This window comes from Glutamicibacter sp. GQ173 (assembly GCF_059759215.1).
The window spans coordinates 124,096-142,872 of the sequence record NZ_JCAXDT010000009.1; the positions used below are offsets into that span (position 1 = coordinate 124,096).

Here is an 18,777-nt window from a genome sequence, read left to right on the forward strand (position 1 = left end):
GCTCGCCTGCAACAATATCGGTCAGTTAGCGCAACACATTTGGGGGGAACTGGTCATATTGACTAAAATCTGTAGGAGGTACTTACGCACGCGCACCACAACCTGTCACAGGAGACCAGCACATGAATTCGGATACGTATCAGCTCGATGAAACCGACCGGCGTATCCTCCTGGCACTCGATGCCGACCCTCGTGTGCCCATCATGATGCTCGCGCAGCAACTTGGCCTGGCCCGCGGCACCGTTCAAACCCGCTTGGAGCGCTTGGCCCACTCCGGAGCGTTGCGTCCGAACACCGCCCGCATCTTGCCTGCATCCATGGGTCGCGGTGTCAGCGCCTTTGTGAGTGCCGAGCTGAACCAGGCTGCGCTCAATGATGCCATTGCCGCATTACGCCAGATTCCCGAGGTCCTCGAATGCGTTGCTCCAGCGGGCGATACTGACCTTTTGATACGGGTCTCCGCTACGGACCCCGATGACCTGTACCGCGTCAGCGAAGAAATCCGCCTCTGCCCCGGCATTACCCGTACGTCCACCTCGATGATCTTGCGTGATGTTATTCCCTACCGCACGACCGAACTCTTGAAGAAACTGAGCAAAGACCAGCACTAGCTCAGCGCCAGCAGTTAACTGCTGACCTCCTCCAGCCCGGCTCTCGGCAGGTGTCCGCGGGAACGATAGACCAGGGCGATTGATGCCAGGCACAGCAACGCCAGAATAGCGATGAACAGCTCCGGGTCGGCAATAAGGCGCCACGAGGCGAATAGCGTCGGGAACGTAAAGCCAACAAAACAGACCATGTAAAAGCGCCCGGTCAGTTTGCCGACATCCGCCGAACCGGCCAGATCCAGCACCTGGCTCAGCCCGGCCACCAGCAAAATGCCATTGGCTGACCCCGAGACGATAAACGCAACGACTCCCAGCAGCTCGGAGCCGGTCAACGAGACGGCAATCATCAGCAGCAGGGCGGCCAGCGCCGTCACCAAGCCAGCAATCAGCAATGAAATCTTGCGGACATCGTTGTACCGCCGAACGAACGGCTGGATGATGGTCCCCATCCCCATGGTCACGGCGACCGCAACGGTGGAGTAGAGCAGGCTGGATCCTCCAGCGCCGTCGCTTAATGCCGGGACTACCGCGAAACCGGTGGCGGCCATGCCAAATACCCACGGAGCGGAAGGCAAAACCACGCGGTTGAACCGGCGCCGGTTTTCCAGCGTTGTTTCACTGCCGGTAGCGGTGGCCTCCTGTAGTTGAATCTGGGGTTCCTCGGAGGCCGCAACAAGCAAAACCAGCCAGGCAATAGTGGTGAGCGCATGAACCAGATACGCAATCTCGGGGTGTGCGCTAAAACCGACGATGGCGCCGGAAACGATCGGCCCCACCGCGAATCCGAGGGATGTGCATAGTGCCGCACGGGTAGCGCCAGCTGGACCAGGGCTGAGCACTTTGACCCAGCTGGTGATGGCCACCATGGCCAGGCCCATTCCGAGCCCGCTGAAGACGCGGCCCGCATAAAGCCCGGCAACGTTCAACGCTCCAGCAGCCATAATTAAGGATCCGAAAATGGAACTGCTCAAAGCGATCAGTGAAAAGAGCTTGCGCCCGAAGCGATCCGCCAGCGGGCCGCCGAAGGCCAGCGCAGGAATCATGCCCACGAGATAGCTGCCCATCACCAGCATGGCCTCGACTTCGCTCAGGTCACGAAATTGCTGGTACCAGTTGATCAGGGAAACGTACTGGTTGGCGCACCACCCGGTCAGCACCAAGCAAACGCCCGGCAGCCACCACGGTGTGGCACCGGTGCGCAGGACTCGTCGTGAAATTTCTACTGCTCCATCTCGTGGAAGAGCCCGCGAACTCGCTCAGCGATCTCATCCCTGATGATATTCATGCGCTCGGCTCCGGTGATCCCGTCTTCGCTGGGCTCATAGGTGACCCAGCGTTCGACGGCGACCGACGGGTCCAGTTGCGGATGGGCATCGGTGCCGAGAATGACGACGCGGTCGACTTTCTCAACCACCTTCGGATCAATGCCCTTGGGCTCTCCATTGGACATGTCTGCCCCGGTCTGTGCCAATGAGGAAACCGATTCTTGGTTGATTCCTGTGCCAGGATTGGTTCCGGCTGAATAGCTGGTGATCTTTCCACCAGAGATGTAGTCCATCAATGCGGCAGCCATCTGCGATTTGCCGGCATTGCGTGAGCAAATGAAAAGTACCGAGTTAGCCATGAACCTATTGAACCACCCGCGATGGATTCGCGGGTGGTTCAATACTCATGAATCATCGAATGATTACTTGAGCAATTTATAGGTCTTGATGGTTTCTCCCTTGAAGAAGGCGGGCTGGGTGATCCGCATATAGATCATCACCACCACGCCAAGCAGGAGAACGCCGACACCCAGGATGAACACCATTCCCACTCCCCCGATATTCGAGCCGGATCCGTAGTCCGGATTCATGGATTCAACGGCGGTGGCAAAGAACATCACCAGAAGGACCACTCCGCCAATCAGCGGTGCCAGGAACTTGAAGATGATATTTCTCGGACTGGCGAATAGTTCCCCGCGGAAATACCAAACACAGGCCAAGGCAGTCAGGCCGTAGTAGAAGCAGATCATCAGGCCCAAGGCTGTGATGGTGTCCCACAGGGCGTTTTCGGAGAGCAGTCGGGTAATCACATAGAAGGCCGCTGCTGCCACTGCGGAGGCCACAGTGGCCACCGACGGGGACATGAAGCGCGGGGAGATCTTAGCGAAGCTCGACGGCAGCGCCTTGTAGTAGCCCATGGCCAGCAGGGTGCGGGCCGGGGAGACCATGGTGGACTGCAACGAGGCTGCCGAGGATGACAGGATGGCCAAAGACATCAGCAGGGCCAGCGGTCCCATGACCGGGCCGGAGAGCACGGCGAAGATGGATTCCTGGTTATCCGGGTTGCCGGCGCCCAGGCCCGTGGTCCCCACGCCTGCCCAATAGAGCACGCCGGTGGCGACCGCCAGGTACAGGGCGATGATGATCAGCACAGTCCAGGTTGCGCCGCGGCCCGGGACCTTCTTCGGATCGGTGGTCTCCTCGTTCATGGTCAACGTGACGTCCCAGCCCCAGAAAACGAAGATCGACAGCGAAATGCCCGCGGCGAAGGCCGAGAAGCTCTCGACGCCTGCCGGGTTGAACATCTCCAAGCTGATGGGCGTCTGGTCGAAGGGCTGGTTCGAGGTGAAGGCCATGATGGCGAACAGCAGCAGCACGCCGACCTGGAAGCCGACCAGCAGATACTGGAAGACCTTGGTGGCGTTCATGCCGCGGTAGGAAATATAGGCCGCGATAGCGATGAACACCAGGGTGGTGGGGATGTTGATCCAAAGGTTGGTGGTCAGCTCCGCGATCCAGTCCTGCCCGGTGAGCTGGGCGATCAGGATGTAGAAGAAGTCCACCGCAACGGCCGCCAGGTTGGAGAGCACGATTACCGTCGCGGCAATCAGCCCCCATCCGCCCATCCAGCCGATCATCGGGCCGAAGGCGCGGGTGGCCCAGGTGAAGGAGGTGCCAGAGTCCGGCATGGCATTGTTCAGTTCGCGGTAGCCCAGGGCCACGAGCAGCATCGGGATGAAGCCGGCGATCAGGATGGCCGGCAGGCTGGTGCCCACCTCGGACACGGTGGCGCCAAGCCCTGCGGTGAGGGTGTAGGCCGGGGCGATGCAGGAGATGCCGATGACAACAAGTCCCATGACACCCACGGTGCCTTTGGACAGACCCTTTTCATGCAGTCCCGAAACATTTTGTTCGGGAGGGTTATCCTGCCTCAATTCTTGCGACATTGAAAATTACCTTTGCGGTGGCGCGGCTCGACGGTGAACCGCTGAAGTCAGCGAGCGTTTATCGGTCTTTCTACCGTGTGGTGTCCAGGGTGGGAATGACGCCAATGGGCACGTTCAGGTTGCCCAGGATGCGCTGGGCCTTGGGGCCGATGAATAACCGGCGGTGGGCGGCAAGCCGGGCAGAACCCAGCAGGGCAAGGTCCCCCGGCTGCCAAGACAATTGGGCTGCGGCGGCATCAATGGTGTCGCCGGAAACCACCTCAATCTGCGCATCGATACCCAGATCAGCGGTGACCTGCCCCAAGTACTCGCGGGTGTTCTGCACATGGGCATCCAGCTGGTCAATGGAATCTGCCACATCTTTGTGCGCCACTAAGGTGGCAACGCGCAGCTTGGCCTTGCGGGCCTCGGCGACGCGGGCCGATAGGTCGATCACCGCACGTGCTCCGGGACGGTCGCCCACGAAGCAGGTCAGCCTGATGATCTGTCCTTCGGCGTTGCGCAGCGAATCCAGCGAGGAAGGTGAAGACATAAACACCGGCAACGGGGAGGAGTGCAGCAGCGCATTGGCGATGTTGCCGGGCATAAAGAACCCGCCCATATGGCGCTTGCGTCCACCGAGCACAATGCCGTGGGCGCCGGACTCCTGGCCGAGCTCAATCAGCCCTTCAGCGATGGAGGGTACCGAACGGGCCACCACGGCGGCGCTGATTCCTGCTGGAACCAGCGCCAGAGCTTCGGCGGCCCAGGCGTCTACCTGGGCGGAGAGGATGGATTCATATCCATGGTCCCCGCCCGGGTAGACGGCGCTGAAGGGGGTGGCGGCCGGAAGCACGATCGCGATCCGCAAGGATGCGTCCACGGTTCCGGCCACCACAGCGCTGGCCAACTCGATGGCCTCGGCGCCGCGTTCGTCGGCGGTATAACCTACGAGCAGTTTCATGGCTTAGGCGTTCGCCTTTTCGGTCAAGGTTGCCACGCCATCGTAGGACTCGTCGTAGCTGGTGCCGTCCAGTTCGGCAATGATGCGCGCTGCCGAGCGGCGGCCCATGCGCACTGCGCCGTCAACATGCTGGAATCCTTCGCCCGCCAAGTCCGAGGAGCTGAAGTAGATCGGGCCGACATTGTCGTTCTGGGTCGGGCCGAAGCGGTGCAGGCCGCCCAGGTCGTAGCTGGTGGCGTAGGCTCCCCGGGTCCACTCTTCGGAGCCGAAGTCCGAGAGGTAGAAGACCTTGGGATCCAGGGTCTTCTCGCCCAGGAACTCGGCCATGGCCTTCAGCACGGCTTCCTTGCGCTCTTCGTCCGTTTCCAGCGACCAGACCTTGTCGGCCTCGACGTCGGAAATGAAGCCGACCAGGGTGCCGGTCTCTTCCCCGTCGAAGGTGTTGTCATAGACTTCCTGGACCAGGTGGTTCGGGCCGAAGCAGGTGCCGGACAGGCCCTCTTCGCGCCAGAACGGGGTGTCGTAGACCGCGTGCACCTTGATGACCAGGCCCATGGACTGGTGCTGGTGGGTGATCTGCTGCCACCGTGGCAGCGGCGGGAAGTAGCTGATGCGGCTGTACAGGTTCGGCGGCACTGCAAGAACAACCTTCTTGGCCTTCACGGTGACATCGCTGCCGTGGGCCACAACGCCTTCTTCGCTCCATTCAAGCTTCAGCACCGGGTTTTCCAGGAACAAGGTATTTTCCGGCAGGCGCTGGGATACGGCGATGGACACGCCCTGCATGGAGGTCTTCATGCGGCGGTCAAGGATGAAGTCTTCATCGACCAGGTTGTCGAAGGACCCTGCTGAGGAGGCCATGAGCACTGCCTGCAGCGCGGAGAAGGCATGGGCCGGCTTGGTGAGCATGCCGCCGGCAATGAACAGTCCGATGTTGTTGCATGCGGTCTCGTCATCGGAGTTGTTGCGCAGGAAGTGGTGGAAGGAGATGGTGTCCAGTTCCGCCGCGCGCGGGTGCTCCCACGGCTTGTCCGGGTTCATTTCGGCTGCCAGTTGGTTCATCAGCTCGATCAGCTTGTTCATTTCCGCCACGGTGGATTCGCCAACAGGGAAATCGTCGCCCTCGTAGATGATCGATTCGCCGGCTTCGGTGCGGTAGACGCTCTTGCCCTGCTTGTAGCGCTCGAAGGTCTCGATCCCCAGCTCTTCGATCAGCGAGTACAGGCCGGTCTGGTCCGGGCTGATCCATTGGCCGCCGATTTCGATCGTGGCGCCATCCATCTGCTCGGTCCAGGTGCGGCCGCCAACGCGGTCGCGGGCCTCGAGCACTGCCACGCTCTTGCCCGCTTTGCCCAGCTCGTAGGCTGCGGTCAAGCCCGATGGGCCGGCACCGATGACAACGACGTCGCGTTCCAGATATTCCATGAACAACTCCCTCAAACAATAAAATGAATTCAGTTCATTTACTTGTCATATAGCATAGGGGAAGAACATCGACTTGTGAAGCAACCCACGTCAGGAAGTGAAACGCATGACCGAATCGGGCGCCAGGCGCGCTGGCAGGCCGCGCAAGGCGGTACTCAACCGCGAACGCATCACCGCGAACGCGCTCGAACTGGTTTCCGAGGGCGGGTACGAGTCGCTGACGATGCAGCGCCTAGCCAAGTCGCTCGGGGTTTCACCATCGGCCCTTTACAACCACGTGGATTCGAAGCATGTCCTGATGCAGTGGATCCAGGAATTGGTCATGACCGATATCGACACCACGATTTTCGATACGGAACCGATCAAGGAAGCCCTCGTGCATTGGGCGACGAGCTACCGCGATGTGTTCGCTCGCCACATCCCATTGATCCCGATCATCGCGGTGCTTCCGGTCTCCGATTCCCCGCGCACCCTTGGCATGTACGAACGGGTCGCCGAGGCCCTGAAGGACTACGGCCTGGCTGAAAACGAGATCATCCCGACTATCGTTGCCCTGGAATCATTCATCTTCGGCTCTGCGATGGACACCGCGGCGCCGCACGATATTTTTGATACGACGAATCACAAGGACCTCACCCCGCACTTCACGCAGGCGGTAGCGGCGCAATGGAAAACGCGGATCAATACCAGTGACGATTCTTTCCAGCGAGGGCTATCGGCCATGATTGCCGGCCTGCTGAGCACAGGCAGCGCATCATGAGCGAAGAGGGGCGCAAGCCGCAGCGCATCGCGTTGAATCCCCGGCAGTGGGCGGCCATCGCCTTGGTGATCGTTGCGCTGGTTTTCATCTTGCAGAACCTGACCTACGTCCGCGTGGAGTTCTTCCTCATCCACACGGCTGCGCCGCTATGGCTGGTCCTGCTGGTGACCCTGGCCGCAGGCTACGCCATTGGCTGGTTCTCAAAGCGTCGGGGCTAGTCGTCCAAGATGGCCCATTCCCCGACTTCTTCATTTTGCGAGTCGTAGACATCCTCTTGGGCACCGGGCTCCAGCGGGTACATGGCCACGCGCTGCGACCAGTCGCCCAAAATGCGTTGAAGCTCCTCCAACGGCTTGAGCTGCATGTTCTCGGTATCGAAATTGACTTCCAAAACAAAACGCATGGCCCGCTCCTAGTTCTTCCGGTTGCCGCCATCCTATGCCCGAGCCCGAAGAAAAACGAGAGTTATCGACAGCGTGCCGTCGCGAAAGTTCGGCGGGCACAGATAGAAAATAGCGAGCACCCAAGGAGCCTTGGATACCCGCTATCGGAAAGTGCAGCAGTCAGCTACTGGGCGCCACCCATGTAGGCCAACGACTGGAGCGCTTCGTTGCCGCCGACCTTGTACAGCGCCAAGATCAGGCCGCCAAAGACGATCCCCATGACGGTGCTGAAGCCCAAGGAGATCTTGATCAGGGAACGCACTTCACCGCGGCTGACTTCAGCCTCGTCATTGAGATACTTTGCAGCGCCCTGGCTGAAGCTCGCGGCAGGACTCAGCACCCCAGCGGAGACAGCCAAGAGGTTCGAAGCAGAATCGGTCTGGCCATCGCGCAGGAAGGCAATGGTTTCCCGGTTCTTACGATCCTGGCGAAGCTTCACGATGTTGGCGCCATGGCGCGCCAAGAGAATATCTTCACCGAGTGGGATCGTTGCCATTGCTTTGCTCCTCATTTAAAACCATCACGTCTTTCCAGCCATACCAAATCATTTCTGAAACGTTTTTTCCGTGGAACCCTTTTGTCGAGAACCACACACGGTCTTGTGATGCAATCCGCATGATTCTGGGGAAAAATCGACCTTTCAGGTGACGAGGAGCATAGCCAAAAGCAAAAAATCTCCTGCTCAAGCATTCAGGTTTGGACATGGCAAAACCCCGGGGCAAAATTTGCCCCGGGGTCATTTCACTGCTCTTGAAACCGCCTACGCCGTTTTCAAATCATTGTTCTTGTTCTTTTGCTGGCGCTTGGCCTCGCGGATCTGGATGCTCAGATCCTGGTTCGACAGATCATCCGGTGAAGCAACACCGCACCTGCGCGCCTTGGCTACCAAGGCTTGGCGAATTTCTGCTTGGTGGTCCCGCTTGTAGCGGATCACCATCATGACGCTGACGATTGCCAAAATAATCAGGGTCACCACTGCGGTAAGAATCGTAGTTTCCAAATTCATCGTCTTCTCGACCTCCCCATCTGTATAGTCTCTGCTGCGCTTTGCCCCTGTCGTTTGGCCGGAGAACGGGATTCAACGGCCGAGGGATCACAGCATTGCTAAGAGAAGAACATCAAGTTTAGCATATTTCTTCGAAGAATGCCCGAGGGTATCGCTGACTCCTACGACAAAATCGGATTCAACGCCACCCTTCGCTAAAGCTAGAATTCCCCCTGGCCTTGTCCGTGCTCAAAGACCAGAGACGTTTGAGTTGTTGCCACGGCGGGATTCGCCGAGAGGTTATCAAGGACGAACTGCCGGACGTCGGCGGAGTTGCGGACGGCTACATGCAAGACGAAATCATCAGCACCACCGAGAAAAAACAGCTGTTGCACTCCCGGCTTGGTTTTCATCTCATTGGCGAAATTTGCCATGAGGTGGCGTGCGCCCGGCCGGATCTTGACGAAGATCAGCGCTTCGAGCTCACGGCCCAGAACCTGTGGGTCCACCTCGATGGTGAACCGGGAAATCACGCCAGAATCACGCAAGGCGTTCAAGCGTGCCAAACAGGTTGACGCAGCAATCCCCAGCTCCTCGGCCAGTGAATTATTGGTCCGTCGAGAATTCTTGCTGAGCAACGCCAACAGCTTGCGGTCGATCTCATCGAGTTGCACGGTGCGGTTCTCGCGCTTCGATAGATTCAACGACATTGCGCCGCACCTGCTCTCTGGTATCGAGGATCGCTGCAATCATCATACGACCGTTCAGCAATTGATTTCGGAATTCTCCGGCTCCGGGTTGCCCTTGGCAGCTTGCTTGCGAATTCTCATTCGCACCACGGCTAGAACCACAGCGCCTACGACGAGCAGCCCCGCCACCACCCATGGCCAGTCCAACGCCAGCCAGGCGTAGAACACGGCCATGCCCACGGTGGTGTAGATCAAGGACCACAACAGCGCTCCCAGCGCCACCGCCGGCAGATAGCGCCGCAGGGGCATGCGGCTGATTCCAGCGGAGGCATTGACCGCGCTTTGGATTCCAATGGTGAGGAAACTAAGCGGCACCGCAAAAATGCCCCAACGGCCAATGAACTTCTGCGCCCTGCGGTAAACCGGGCCATGCAGATGCCTGTGGAAGCGGGTTCGCTCCACGCCCTTGGCGATCCCCCGGCCCACCCAGTAGGTCGCATTTCCCCGTGTGAAGGCGCCGAGGAAAAAGGCAATGAACGTCACGCCAAAAGGCGCGTCGTTGATCAGCCAGGAAACCGTCTGCGCCATGGTTATGGAACACTCTTGATCTTGCGGACCAGCACCGCGCCGAGCAAGCTCACGACTACCGAACACAGGAACAGGGTCGGGTACCCGCCCAGCCATGTCACGGCCAGCCATGCCACTAGCGGGGCGACAACCTGGGGCAGCGAATTAGCGATGTTGATCATGCCCAGATCCTTGCCTCGTGAATCCGCGGTCGGCAATACCTGGGTCAGCAAGGCAAAGTCCACGGCGAGATAAGCGCCGAATCCGATGCCCAACAGCACTGCGGCGATGATGGCCATTGTGAATGTCGTGGACAAGGCCATGACTCCGGCGGCGCAGGCGACGATTACCGAAGAAATCATTACGTACTTCTTGCGCCGGCCATCTCGGTCCGACAGCTTTCCAGAGATCACCGAAGAGAAAATCACGCAGAAGGCGTAGATCGCCGTCAGCACCAGCACGCCTTGGGCGGGATTTGGATGACCGATGGCGTCTTGCAGGAAATACAACAGGTACACCAAGCACAGCTGGCTGCCCAGATACAGCAGGAATCGGGTCAGCCAAGCCCACCCGAAGTCCTTGTGCCTGACTGGGTTGATCCAGAAACTCTGCACGAATTGCAAGGCGCTGAGCGGCTCCAGTGTCCCCTTGGGCAGCGGCGTATCCTGGCGCATCAGCACAAACGGCACGGCGCAGATGGCTACAGCCAAGGCAACCAGCGCATATCCGAACACCAGGTTGCCGGCGGCAACCATGCCAATCACCGCGCCAATCAGTGACCCGCAAGTCTGGCCGAGTGCCACCAGCCCACCAACCACGCCGCGCTGTTCCACCGGGACCCGGTCCGGGATCGCGGCGAAGATGGCCGCCACCGCCGCATTTCCGGCCGCCTGCATCAGTGCCCAGCCCAGCACCAGCAGGCCCACGGTGTGCGCGGTCGACATCAGCAACAGGGCCAGCGCACCGCAGATGGTTCCGCAGAAGACCCACGGGATGCGGCGCCCGAACCTCGAGGTGCTGCGATCGCTGAGCGCGCCAAAGAGCGGGTTCGCTACCAGGGAGACTGCCGCGCCGACACCGGTCACCAAAGAGAGGATGGCGCCCTTCTGGCTGGCATCAAGCTGTTCAGCATGCAGGCCGAGCAGCACCTGGATCGGCGCGAAGAATCCGACATTGATGCCGATATGGACGGTGACCACCGCGGCAATCCATCCGCGGCTGACCCGCCGGGTGGGCACCTGCAATGCCAGTGGCATCTTCGCGGGTTCGGCTGTGCTCATCGTTCGTTCCGCCCTAGTTCACGGGGACCCACGCTCGGGTCTTCCAATTGTCCAATACTCGGTGTGATGCCTCGTGAGATCAGGCGCTTGACCGCCTTGGCCATGAGCCCGCCGTCAACCATGCTGGCGGCAACCAGCGCCCCCGTGGCCTCCAAGCCGAATACCGTTTGGATCTTGCCGCGGCGGTTGCGCCGGATAATGGTCTGTGCGGCGTGGCTGAAATCGCCCACCGTCTCCACATGCATCTCGTGGCGGTCGGTCCAGAACCATGGCACCGAGCGCGGCACCGGCGCCGCATCCATGATGGTGGCGGCCGCCTGCGCGGCATCTTCCATGGCCGCTTCCCAATGCACCGCCCGGGCCGATCCTTGCACTCGGGCCGCATCGCCGATCGCCAGGACCTGCCGTTGATTCACCGATCGCTGCCCTTCGTCGACCACGATGCCGTCTTCTACGCGTAGTCCCATGGCCGATGCCAATGAGGTTTCGGGTTGCACGCCGATGGCGCTGACAATCAGGCTGGCATCAATGCGTTCGCCATCCACCACCGCATGGTCCGCGCCGATGCTGGCCACCGTCCCGGTGATCGTGCGGATTCCGCGCTGGGCGTGGTCCGCATGCAGCTGCTCGGCAAGCTCTTGGCCCATGACTCCCGCCAGCGGTGCTTGGGTATTGGAGACCAGGGTGACTTGTGCTCCAAGCATGCTTGCGGTGGAAGCGAATTCTGCGCCGATCAGCCCGGCCCCGATGACCAGGACCTGCAGGCCGAACATCGATGAGTCCAGGACCTCGTCCAGCGCAGATGCGTCTGCGGCGGTGTGCAGCGTGCGGGCATGCTGCGCTCCGGGAACCTGCAAGAGCTTTGGCGTAGTGCCGGTGGCTAGGACGACCCAGTCATCGGCCGCACTGGGCACGGCGAGGTCCTCGATGTTTTCCTGAATGAGGTTGATACCTTGCTCGGCATACCAGGCCATCGGGGCGAAGGGCTCGACCTGCAGCGATTTGCTCAGTGGCGGCCGGTCATAGGGCAGGCCCTGTGGATCGCTGATGGTGATGGTTCCAGCGTAGCGATGCCGCACCAGTTCCCTGGCCAGCGTGTAGCCTGCGACTCCGCCGCCGACGATATGTACTGACGGCATTTAGATGTCGAGCTCCAGGAAGCCGTCAACAACGTTCACGGTGTAGGAGCGGGCGTCCACGGTGGCTGGCATGCACTGGACACGGCCGGTCTTCAGGTCGAAGGTCGAGGAGTGGATGGGGCATTCGACCGAGCAGTCTTCTATCCAGCCGTCGGAGAGCGAGGCGACTTCATGGGTGCATTCGTCCTGCAAGGCGTAGAAGTTGCCGTCTTCGGCATGGAAGATCGCAATGTCTTCGGTAGCTCCGCTGTCCTTGGAATCGACTAGGAGCGATTCGCCTTCTGGGACTAGATCTACGGGACCGACACGATAGCTCACGCTGACTCCTTTGGTGCTCATTACTTATGAACCTATCTTGTCACCTATTTATCTTCAGCACCTAGCTGGTGAACCACCTCGTGACGCTTTTCGCGTTGCCCTCACCGGTGGTATCGGGAGATCAGTCCTTGAAGGGGATGGTCCGTTGGCAGGTGCGCGAGTAGCTGCACGCCATCCAGGCCATTGCCGGTCACCGCTTGGACCTGCGCCCCTGAGTGCAGCGAGTGAAGCTCGTGGATGAAGGACGCGCGAACGTGCTGGCCTTCGAAGACGCCACCGATCGCGGCGACCGGAACCGAGTTGCTGCTCCCCAGCCCCACCCGGAGCAGTGCGGTTGCGGCCGAGTCAGCCAGTTCCTTGCCTGCTCGAGCGCAGATCTGGGCAGCAATTTGATCCGTGTCTGCCAGCTCAGCGACGCTGGCGGCGAAGGACGCCACCGTGGAAATGCGGTCCGGCAGCGCTTGGAGGTCGATATAGGCTTCGGATAGATCGGGCCATCGTTCTTTGACCACAGCGGTTAGGGCGGTGCGCTCCCCTCTCCCGTCGTAGTCGCGCATGACAGCCATCAGGGCTTGCTGGCCAATCCAGTATCCGCTGCCTGCGTCTCCCATGATGTGTCCCCAGCCATCGATTCTGGCTACCTGGTGGGGCCCCACGCCTAGGGTGACTACTCCGGTTCCGGCCGCGACGACGGCTCCGTGATCATTACCCAGCGCCCCGAGGTAGCTGGTCACTGAGTCATGGGCAAGGGCCAGTTGCCGGAGGTCTGCTGAATCAATGAGCTCTGCGAGCCGGCCGGCATCGAGTTCTTCTTTGACCAGTCCGGTCGTTCCGACGGTGACGGTGTCGATCTGCGTGGGCGTCTCGGAGATGATTCGCTTGGTTACGCGTGCCAGTTGCGGAAGGACGGCTTCTTCGGTTTGCACGCCGGGGAATTTCATTTCCGTACGTTCACTGCCGTTTTCTAGGCGGACTTTGATGCCGCTCTGTCCACCGTCAACGGCCAATAATCCAACTGTCATCTGCGTACTCCTGCTTGTGCCTGATTTTCAGATTACTGTGAGCTGGGTTCTTCGAGACCGCAATACTCGCAAGACCTTGAACATTGCTCTCGCGGCGACCGGAGCAACTGAGCGTTCGGTGAGTTCATCGTAGTTGTTCACGCTCACAAAATCGTCAGCCTGATGAGGCTCTCCACCATTATTCAAGGAATTAGGCAATGGGCTTTCCAGTAAATCCAATGCCGCTCCCTCAGATCATTTTCAGATTTTCCTGCCTGACCACCCTCTACCTCCCAGAGGGATAAGTTCCATGACTTCGGGTAATAGGCTACACGTTTACAGTGGTCAGAATGAATCTGAAAATTTTTCCAATTCAATCCCCTAGGTAACCGACATTCATTTCGCAAACCCGCAAAAGCCCTGGGGTTCCACTGAGCAAAGATATGAAACAACTTTTTAGTACATGAGCGAATATAAAAGATTTATTTGATAACTACTTCCGCTCGGGATAGTAGTACCGCTACGCTCCATATCGGCACACCCCATTTCGCTTGATCACCGAATTTTGTGTGCCCAAAACCCAACAAGGAGAACTTCAATGGCACGTTTTTCTACCCCCCTCTCCCGATCGATAGCCGCCTCGGCTGCGGTCATGATCGGACTCGCCGGCCTCGGTGCTGGCGCATTGCCCGCCTCGGCGGCGCCGGTGACTGCTCCGGCCGAAAAAACCACTCCCGCCCCGGCCAATGAGGCCAGCGCCAAGATTGGTTCTGTGGAATCCGGCGAGTCCTACGACCAATTCATCGTCACCTACAAGGCGTCCACCCAAAGCGCCGATAAATCGGGTCGCGCGAAAGCTTGGGGCAAAGCCGCCAAGGAGGCCGGAGTCTCCGTCAAAGAGCTGAGGGCCATGGCCACCGGTGGTTACGTGGTCAAGGCAGACAAGAAACTCAAGGGTGCCGGAGCCGAGGAATTCATGGCAGAAATTGCCAAGTCCGGGCTTGTTGAAGCGGTTGAACCTGATGCCATCATGAAAATCTCCATGACCCCAGACGACACCCGCTACGGCGAGCAATGGGACTTCCACGGAACCAACGGCATGCGCCTTCCCTCGGCATGGGACGTCGCCACCGGCTCCGGAAGCGTTGTCGCCGTCCTGGATACCGGGATCACTTCGCACACTGACCTGAATTCCAACGTCATTTCCGGTTACGACTTCGTCTCCAGCTCAACCTCCGCCCGGGATGGCAATGGCCGCGACGCCAACCCGCAGGACGAGGGCGACTGGTACTCCGCTGGCGAATGCGGTGACAACTCTTCAGGAAGCTCCTCCTGGCATGGCACCCACGTAGCAGGCACAGTTGCGGCCGTCACGGGCAATTCCAGCGGTGTCGCCGGCGTTGCCCCGAACGCCAAAATACAACCGGTACGCGTCCTGGCCAAATGCGGCGGCAGCCTCTCCGATATCGCTGACGCGATCGTCTGGGCCTCCGGCGGCAGCGTTCCGAACATTCCTGCCAACGCCACCCCAGCCGACACCATCAACATGTCTCTAGGCGGAGGCGGAGCCTGCGGCACCACCTATCAGGCAGCCATTGACGCGGCTGTTTCCCGCGGAACTTCGGTCGTCGTCGCGGCAGGCAACGAAAGCCAGAACGCCTCGAACTCCAGGCCCGCCAACTGCAATAACGTGATCACTGTAGCGGCCAGCAACCCCTCCGGCGCACCTTCGTACTACACGAACTATGGCTCAGCCATTGATGTCACCGCGCCTGGCGGCGATACCCGCTATGCAGGCCAGGGAATCCTCTCGACCATCAACACCGGCGCCACCACTCCATCCAGCCAGGGCTACGCTTTCTACCAAGGCACCTCGATGGCTACTCCGCATGTTGCCGGCATGGTGGCACTGATGAAATCGGACAGCCCTTCCATGTCACCTGCCCAGGTGGAAACCGCGCTCAAGAACGGAAGCCGCCCAATGCCTGGCGGCTGTAGCATCGGCTGTGGCGCTGGATTGATTGACGCCACCAAGATCATGACCGCTTTGGGCGGAACCACCCCGGAACCAACCCCGGAGCCAAGCGGCAACCTGCTGAAGAACCCAGGCTTTGAAAATGGCGGCGAATCATGGACCGCCAATCGCACCGATGCCTTCGAAACCGGCACCGCGGCTCGCTCGGGCAACGGGCTGGCCGGACTGAACGGCTGGGGCTACTCCAGCACCTACACCCTGGATCAGAACGTCGCCATTCCTTCGAATGCCACTGCCGCGCAGCTGAAGTTCCACCTTCGGGTACTGACCAACGAGACCACTTCCTCGACCCAGTACGACAAGCTGACGGTGCAGGTACTCGACGGTTCTTCAACCTACAACATTGGTTCATGGTCCAACCTCGACGCAAACTCGACCTACGAGCAGCAGAGCGTTGATCTGAACAACTACCGCGGCAAGACCATCACGCTTCGGTTCAAGGGCGTCGAGGATAGCTCACTGGCGACCACCTTCCGCATTGACGATACTTCGGTATCCACTAGCTAGCCTGTTCAGCGGATAGCTACCCGCAAAAAGTGAAGCCGGCGCTCGCCGGCTTCACTTTTTGCGTGCCAGGAACATCACTCGCCGATTAGCTCAGGATCCACGAGCGCTTCGAGAGCCCGAACCAGAAACCATCGATGGCTGCCTTAGCCTCGATTCTGCCCGATGCGTAGGCCGCGCCGAGTGCCATATATAACGGTGCCCAGTGCTCAGAGCGCTGATGCGCTTCACGGGCGGCCGGGTTGGACCAACGCAGGTTATGACTGGTGAATCCCGAACCGGCAATCAGCGTCCCGCGGTCACGCAGCGGCGCCAGGCTCCTGCTTAGTTCGATCGGGCCCGTGGGTTCCAAGGTCGGCAGGGCCATCTGCACCGCTGGAACATCGGTGTCCGGGAACACCTCCTTCAGCGGAACCCAGGCTCTATGGTTCTGGTCGAATCCCCAAAAGCCATCAACTTTTCCATTCTTATCTTGCGTTGCATTCAGCATGACCGGGGCGTTTTCCCAGTGGGCCGAGGTCATCAAGAATTCTTTCGGCTTCTCAAATGCCCCCGACCAACTAGCCAGTTCCCGGGTCAAGCGCTGATCCTCGGCCGGCGACGGTGCGCGGCGGCTGAGGAAGCGGACCGGCGGTGCACCTGTCTGCTGTGCCGTGCCTCCAAGGCAACGACAATTACTTGAAACATCCATTAAATTAGACATAGCGCATTCCGGTCCCCGCTCCAGCGCTAGGCGTTCACCGCCAACCCGGCCTCGGCCGCCGATTGAACCGGGAAGTGGCATTCTGCAATCTGTTGTTCTTCGCTCCGGCCAATTGAAGGCATCCCCATCGAGATCGCTCCATCAGCAGCACGCACACGGTTATCGGGCCGCTCAACAGAACAAATCGGTTGCGCTTTCCAGCACCTGGTACGGAAGCGGCAGCCCGAGGGCGGATCTAGCGGCGAAGGCAATTCGCCTTGGAGCACAATGCGATTCTTCGGCCTCAAGGCGGGATCCAGCTTGGGCGAGGCCGACATCAACGATGCCGTATACGGATGCAACGGCGAATCAAAAACCTGCTGCGTGGAACCCGTCTCGATAATGCGCCCCAAATACATCACCGCGACTCGATCAGTCACATGGCGAACAACCGATAGATCATGGGAGATGAACAAATAGCTGACTCCCAACTGCTGCTGGAGATCATTGAGCAAGTTCAGCACCTGCGCCTGCACCGACAAGTCCAAGGCGGACACCGGTTCATCCAAGATGACCAGGTCTGGCCCTAAAGCCAAGGCGCGGGCAATGCCGATACGCTGGCGCTGGCCACCTGAAAATTCCTGCGGCGACTTGTCCGCATCGCTGGCGCGCAGCCCGACCAGCTCAAGCAGTTCTTTCAACCGCTGTTTTCGGGCAGCAGCCGTGGGATACAGGTCCTTGTGGGTTGCGAAGGGCTCCGTGATGATTTGCCCTGCCGTCATGCGTGCATTGAGCGAGGCAAATGGATCCTGGAAGACCATCTGCACCCGGCGGCGCCAGGCGCGCAAGGACTTGCCCCGCAACGCGAATGGATCTTGCCCGTCAAAGCGTACCGTTCCGCCATCGGGTTGTTCCAGCATCATCAGCGTCCGAGCCAAGGTGGACTTTCCGCAGCCGGACTCCCCCACCAGCCCCAGGGTTTCGCCGCGCTTGACGCTCAGGTTGATCCCATCCAAGGCTTTCAGTTCGCGGGTCCCGGAGCTGCCCGAGGCCACGTGGAAAGTCTTGGCCAGGTCCTCGACTTCGAGAACGGTGTGTTCCGGCTCGGTCTGTGTCTCGATATTCATCAGTGCGGATCCTGTCCGTTTGCTGTTTCATCCGTGGACTGCATCGTCGATACTTGCTCTGCGAAGTGGCAGGCGGAGCGCTGCCCGGGGCCGGTTTCACGCAACGCGGGGCGCTGTTCGCGGCAGATCGCGGAAACCAGCGGGCAGCGGTCCTGGTAGACGCACCCGGCAGGGATCTTGCTCAGCTCGGGCGGGCTGCCCGGAATGGAGGAAAGCCCCTCGCCGCGTTGCGCATCGGCAGGCACCGAGGACAAAAGCCCTTTGGTATAAGGGTGCGTTGGCCGAGTGAACACGTTGTCGACGCTGCCCTGTTCCACCACGTTGCCGGCATACATCACGCACACGTCGTCAGCTTCTTCGGCGACAACCGCCAAGTCGTGGGTAATGAGCACCACGGCCATCTGCTCCTCGCTGCGCAGGTTGCGCAGCAACTGCATGATCTGAGCCTGCACCGTCACGTCGAGGGCCGTCGTAGGTTCATCGGCAATCAGCAATTTGGGGCTCAGCGCGACCGCCATCGCGATCAGGATGCGCTGACGCATGCCGCCAGAGAACTGGTGCGGGTAGGAATTCACGCGAGTTTCCGGCTCTGGAATGCCCACACGGCGCATCAACTCGATGGCTTCGGCCTTGGCCTGCTTCTTGCTGGCACCTCGATGGATCCTGAAGGCTTCGCCAAGCTGGGTGCCGATGCTGAACACCGGGTTCAAGGCCGCCAAGGCATCCTGGAAAACAATGCCCAGGCCCTCGCCGGCCACCGCGCGACGCTGCTTGCCGTTCATGGAGAACAAGTCACTTGACTCCAGATAGGCCTTGCCTCCGGCAACGGAGGCCACCGGGTCAAGGAGCCCAGCAATGGCCTTGGCAGTCATGGATTTTCCGCAGCCGGATTCACCCAGCAAGGCCAGGGTCTTGCCACGGCGAGCGCTGAACCCGACGTTGCTGACCACGCGCACGGTCCCCTTCGGGGTGCGGATATCTACGTCCAGGCCCTGGACTTGCAGTACCGCTTCATCCTGCGGCTGCATGTTGGACACTGGTTCCAGCATCTCGGTCATCA

At 60.0% G+C, this 18,777-nt stretch carries 21 protein-coding genes; 4 read left to right on the top strand and 17 right to left on the bottom strand.

The window, feature by feature from the left end:
• Nucleotides 1-122 precede the first annotated feature (122 nt).
• Complete coding sequence (locus AC6CHO_RS14800) at nucleotides 123-611, top strand: Lrp/AsnC family transcriptional regulator (RefSeq protein WP_060702576.1); 489 nt, start codon at nucleotides 123-125, stop codon at nucleotides 609-611.
• Nucleotides 612-625: 14 nt separating this feature from the next.
• Here AC6CHO_RS14800 and AC6CHO_RS14805 read toward each other — a convergent pair whose 3' ends face one another.
• The 5 genes from AC6CHO_RS14805 to AC6CHO_RS14825 form a co-directional block, all read right to left on the bottom strand.
• Nucleotides 626-1,765 (bottom strand): MFS transporter, encoded by a 1,140-nt coding sequence (locus AC6CHO_RS14805; protein ID WP_498216229.1) that lies wholly within the window; start codon nucleotides 1,763-1,765, stop codon nucleotides 626-628.
• Nucleotides 1,766-1,827: 62 nt separating this feature from the next.
• Nucleotides 1,828-2,232: an arsenate-mycothiol transferase ArsC gene (locus AC6CHO_RS14810; RefSeq protein WP_498216076.1), complete on the bottom strand. Its 405-nt coding sequence runs from the start codon at nucleotides 2,230-2,232 to the stop codon at nucleotides 1,828-1,830.
• A gap of 63 nt (nucleotides 2,233-2,295) precedes the next feature.
• Entirely contained in the window at nucleotides 2,296-3,819 is a 1,524-nt protein-coding gene (locus AC6CHO_RS14815) for an APC family permease (RefSeq protein ID WP_444662078.1), read from the bottom strand.
• 70 nt (nucleotides 3,820-3,889) lie between these two features.
• The gene (locus AC6CHO_RS14820) at nucleotides 3,890-4,762 is read right to left on the bottom strand and encodes a universal stress protein (protein ID WP_498216078.1); all 873 of its coding nucleotides are present in this window, start codon (nucleotides 4,760-4,762) and stop codon (nucleotides 3,890-3,892) included.
• A gap of 3 nt (nucleotides 4,763-4,765) precedes the next feature.
• Complete coding sequence (locus tag AC6CHO_RS14825; protein WP_498216080.1) at nucleotides 4,766-6,187, bottom strand: flavin monoamine oxidase family protein; 1,422 nt, start codon at nucleotides 6,185-6,187, stop codon at nucleotides 4,766-4,768.
• A gap of 106 nt (nucleotides 6,188-6,293) precedes the next feature.
• On the opposite strand from AC6CHO_RS14825, the gene AC6CHO_RS14830 reads away from it, so the two are divergent.
• Together AC6CHO_RS14830 and AC6CHO_RS14835 are read left to right on the top strand one after the other, a co-directional pair.
• A complete protein-coding gene (locus tag AC6CHO_RS14830) occupies nucleotides 6,294-6,947 on the top strand; it encodes a TetR/AcrR family transcriptional regulator (RefSeq protein WP_498216082.1) in 654 nt (217 codons plus the stop codon).
• Nucleotides 6,944-7,165 carry a LapA family protein gene (locus tag AC6CHO_RS14835; protein WP_498216084.1) on the top strand — a complete coding sequence of 74 codons (222 nt, stop codon included), beginning with the start codon at nucleotides 6,944-6,946 and terminating at the stop codon, nucleotides 7,163-7,165. The genes AC6CHO_RS14830 and AC6CHO_RS14835 overlap by 4 nt, the downstream gene beginning before the upstream one ends.
• Here the strand turns inward: AC6CHO_RS14835 and AC6CHO_RS14840 are convergent.
• The 9 genes from AC6CHO_RS14840 to AC6CHO_RS14880 form a co-directional block, all read right to left on the bottom strand.
• On the bottom strand, nucleotides 7,162-7,350 hold the full coding sequence (locus AC6CHO_RS14840) for a hypothetical protein (RefSeq protein WP_444662069.1): 189 nt from the start codon (nucleotides 7,348-7,350) through the stop codon (nucleotides 7,162-7,164). The genes AC6CHO_RS14835 and AC6CHO_RS14840 overlap by 4 nt on opposite strands.
• Nucleotides 7,351-7,514: 164 nt before the next feature.
• A complete protein-coding gene (locus AC6CHO_RS14845) occupies nucleotides 7,515-7,886 on the bottom strand; it encodes a hypothetical protein (protein ID WP_444662068.1) in 372 nt (123 codons plus the stop codon).
• Between the two features lie 264 nt (nucleotides 7,887-8,150).
• On the bottom strand, nucleotides 8,151-8,396 hold the full coding sequence (locus AC6CHO_RS14850) for a hypothetical protein (RefSeq protein ID WP_498216087.1): 246 nt from the start codon (nucleotides 8,394-8,396) through the stop codon (nucleotides 8,151-8,153).
• A 200-nt stretch (nucleotides 8,397-8,596) separates the two neighbouring features.
• Nucleotides 8,597-9,085, bottom strand: a complete 489-nt coding sequence (locus AC6CHO_RS14855; protein ID WP_444662065.1) for an Lrp/AsnC family transcriptional regulator — start codon at nucleotides 9,083-9,085, stop codon at nucleotides 8,597-8,599.
• 54 nt (nucleotides 9,086-9,139) lie between these two features.
• Nucleotides 9,140-9,652 (bottom strand): DedA family protein, encoded by a 513-nt coding sequence (locus AC6CHO_RS14860; protein WP_498216088.1) that lies wholly within the window; start codon nucleotides 9,650-9,652, stop codon nucleotides 9,140-9,142.
• Nucleotides 9,653-9,654: 2 nt separating this feature from the next.
• Nucleotides 9,655-10,911: an MFS transporter gene (locus AC6CHO_RS14865; protein ID WP_444662061.1), complete on the bottom strand. Its 1,257-nt coding sequence runs from the start codon at nucleotides 10,909-10,911 to the stop codon at nucleotides 9,655-9,657.
• A complete protein-coding gene (locus tag AC6CHO_RS14870; protein WP_498216090.1) occupies nucleotides 10,908-12,050 on the bottom strand; it encodes an NAD(P)/FAD-dependent oxidoreductase in 1,143 nt (380 codons plus the stop codon). The genes AC6CHO_RS14865 and AC6CHO_RS14870 overlap by 4 nt, the downstream gene beginning before the upstream one ends.
• Complete coding sequence (locus tag AC6CHO_RS14875; RefSeq protein ID WP_444662058.1) at nucleotides 12,051-12,368, bottom strand: non-heme iron oxygenase ferredoxin subunit; 318 nt, start codon at nucleotides 12,366-12,368, stop codon at nucleotides 12,051-12,053.
• 101 nt (nucleotides 12,369-12,469) lie between these two features.
• A complete protein-coding gene (locus AC6CHO_RS14880) occupies nucleotides 12,470-13,390 on the bottom strand; it encodes an N-acetylglucosamine kinase (protein WP_498216091.1) in 921 nt (306 codons plus the stop codon).
• Nucleotides 13,391-13,967: 577 nt separating this feature from the next.
• On the opposite strand from AC6CHO_RS14880, the gene AC6CHO_RS14885 reads away from it, so the two are divergent.
• Nucleotides 13,968-15,911, top strand: a complete 1,944-nt coding sequence (locus AC6CHO_RS14885; RefSeq protein WP_498216093.1) for a S8 family serine peptidase — start codon at nucleotides 13,968-13,970, stop codon at nucleotides 15,909-15,911.
• Between the two features lie 85 nt (nucleotides 15,912-15,996).
• On the opposite strand, the gene AC6CHO_RS14890 is transcribed toward AC6CHO_RS14885, so the two are convergent.
• From AC6CHO_RS14890 to AC6CHO_RS14900, 3 genes are read right to left on the bottom strand one after another with little or no spacing between them, the layout of a single operon-like run.
• Nucleotides 15,997-16,611 carry a dioxygenase family protein gene (locus AC6CHO_RS14890; RefSeq protein ID WP_498216095.1) on the bottom strand — a complete coding sequence of 205 codons (615 nt, stop codon included), beginning with the start codon at nucleotides 16,609-16,611 and terminating at the stop codon, nucleotides 15,997-15,999.
• Between the two features lie 26 nt (nucleotides 16,612-16,637).
• Complete coding sequence (locus tag AC6CHO_RS14895) at nucleotides 16,638-17,717, bottom strand: ABC transporter ATP-binding protein (protein ID WP_498216097.1); 1,080 nt, start codon at nucleotides 17,715-17,717, stop codon at nucleotides 16,638-16,640.
• A complete protein-coding gene (locus AC6CHO_RS14900) occupies nucleotides 17,717-18,775 on the bottom strand; it encodes an ABC transporter ATP-binding protein (RefSeq protein ID WP_498216230.1) in 1,059 nt (352 codons plus the stop codon). The genes AC6CHO_RS14895 and AC6CHO_RS14900 overlap by 1 nt, the downstream gene beginning before the upstream one ends.
• Nucleotides 18,776-18,777 lie beyond the last annotated feature (2 nt).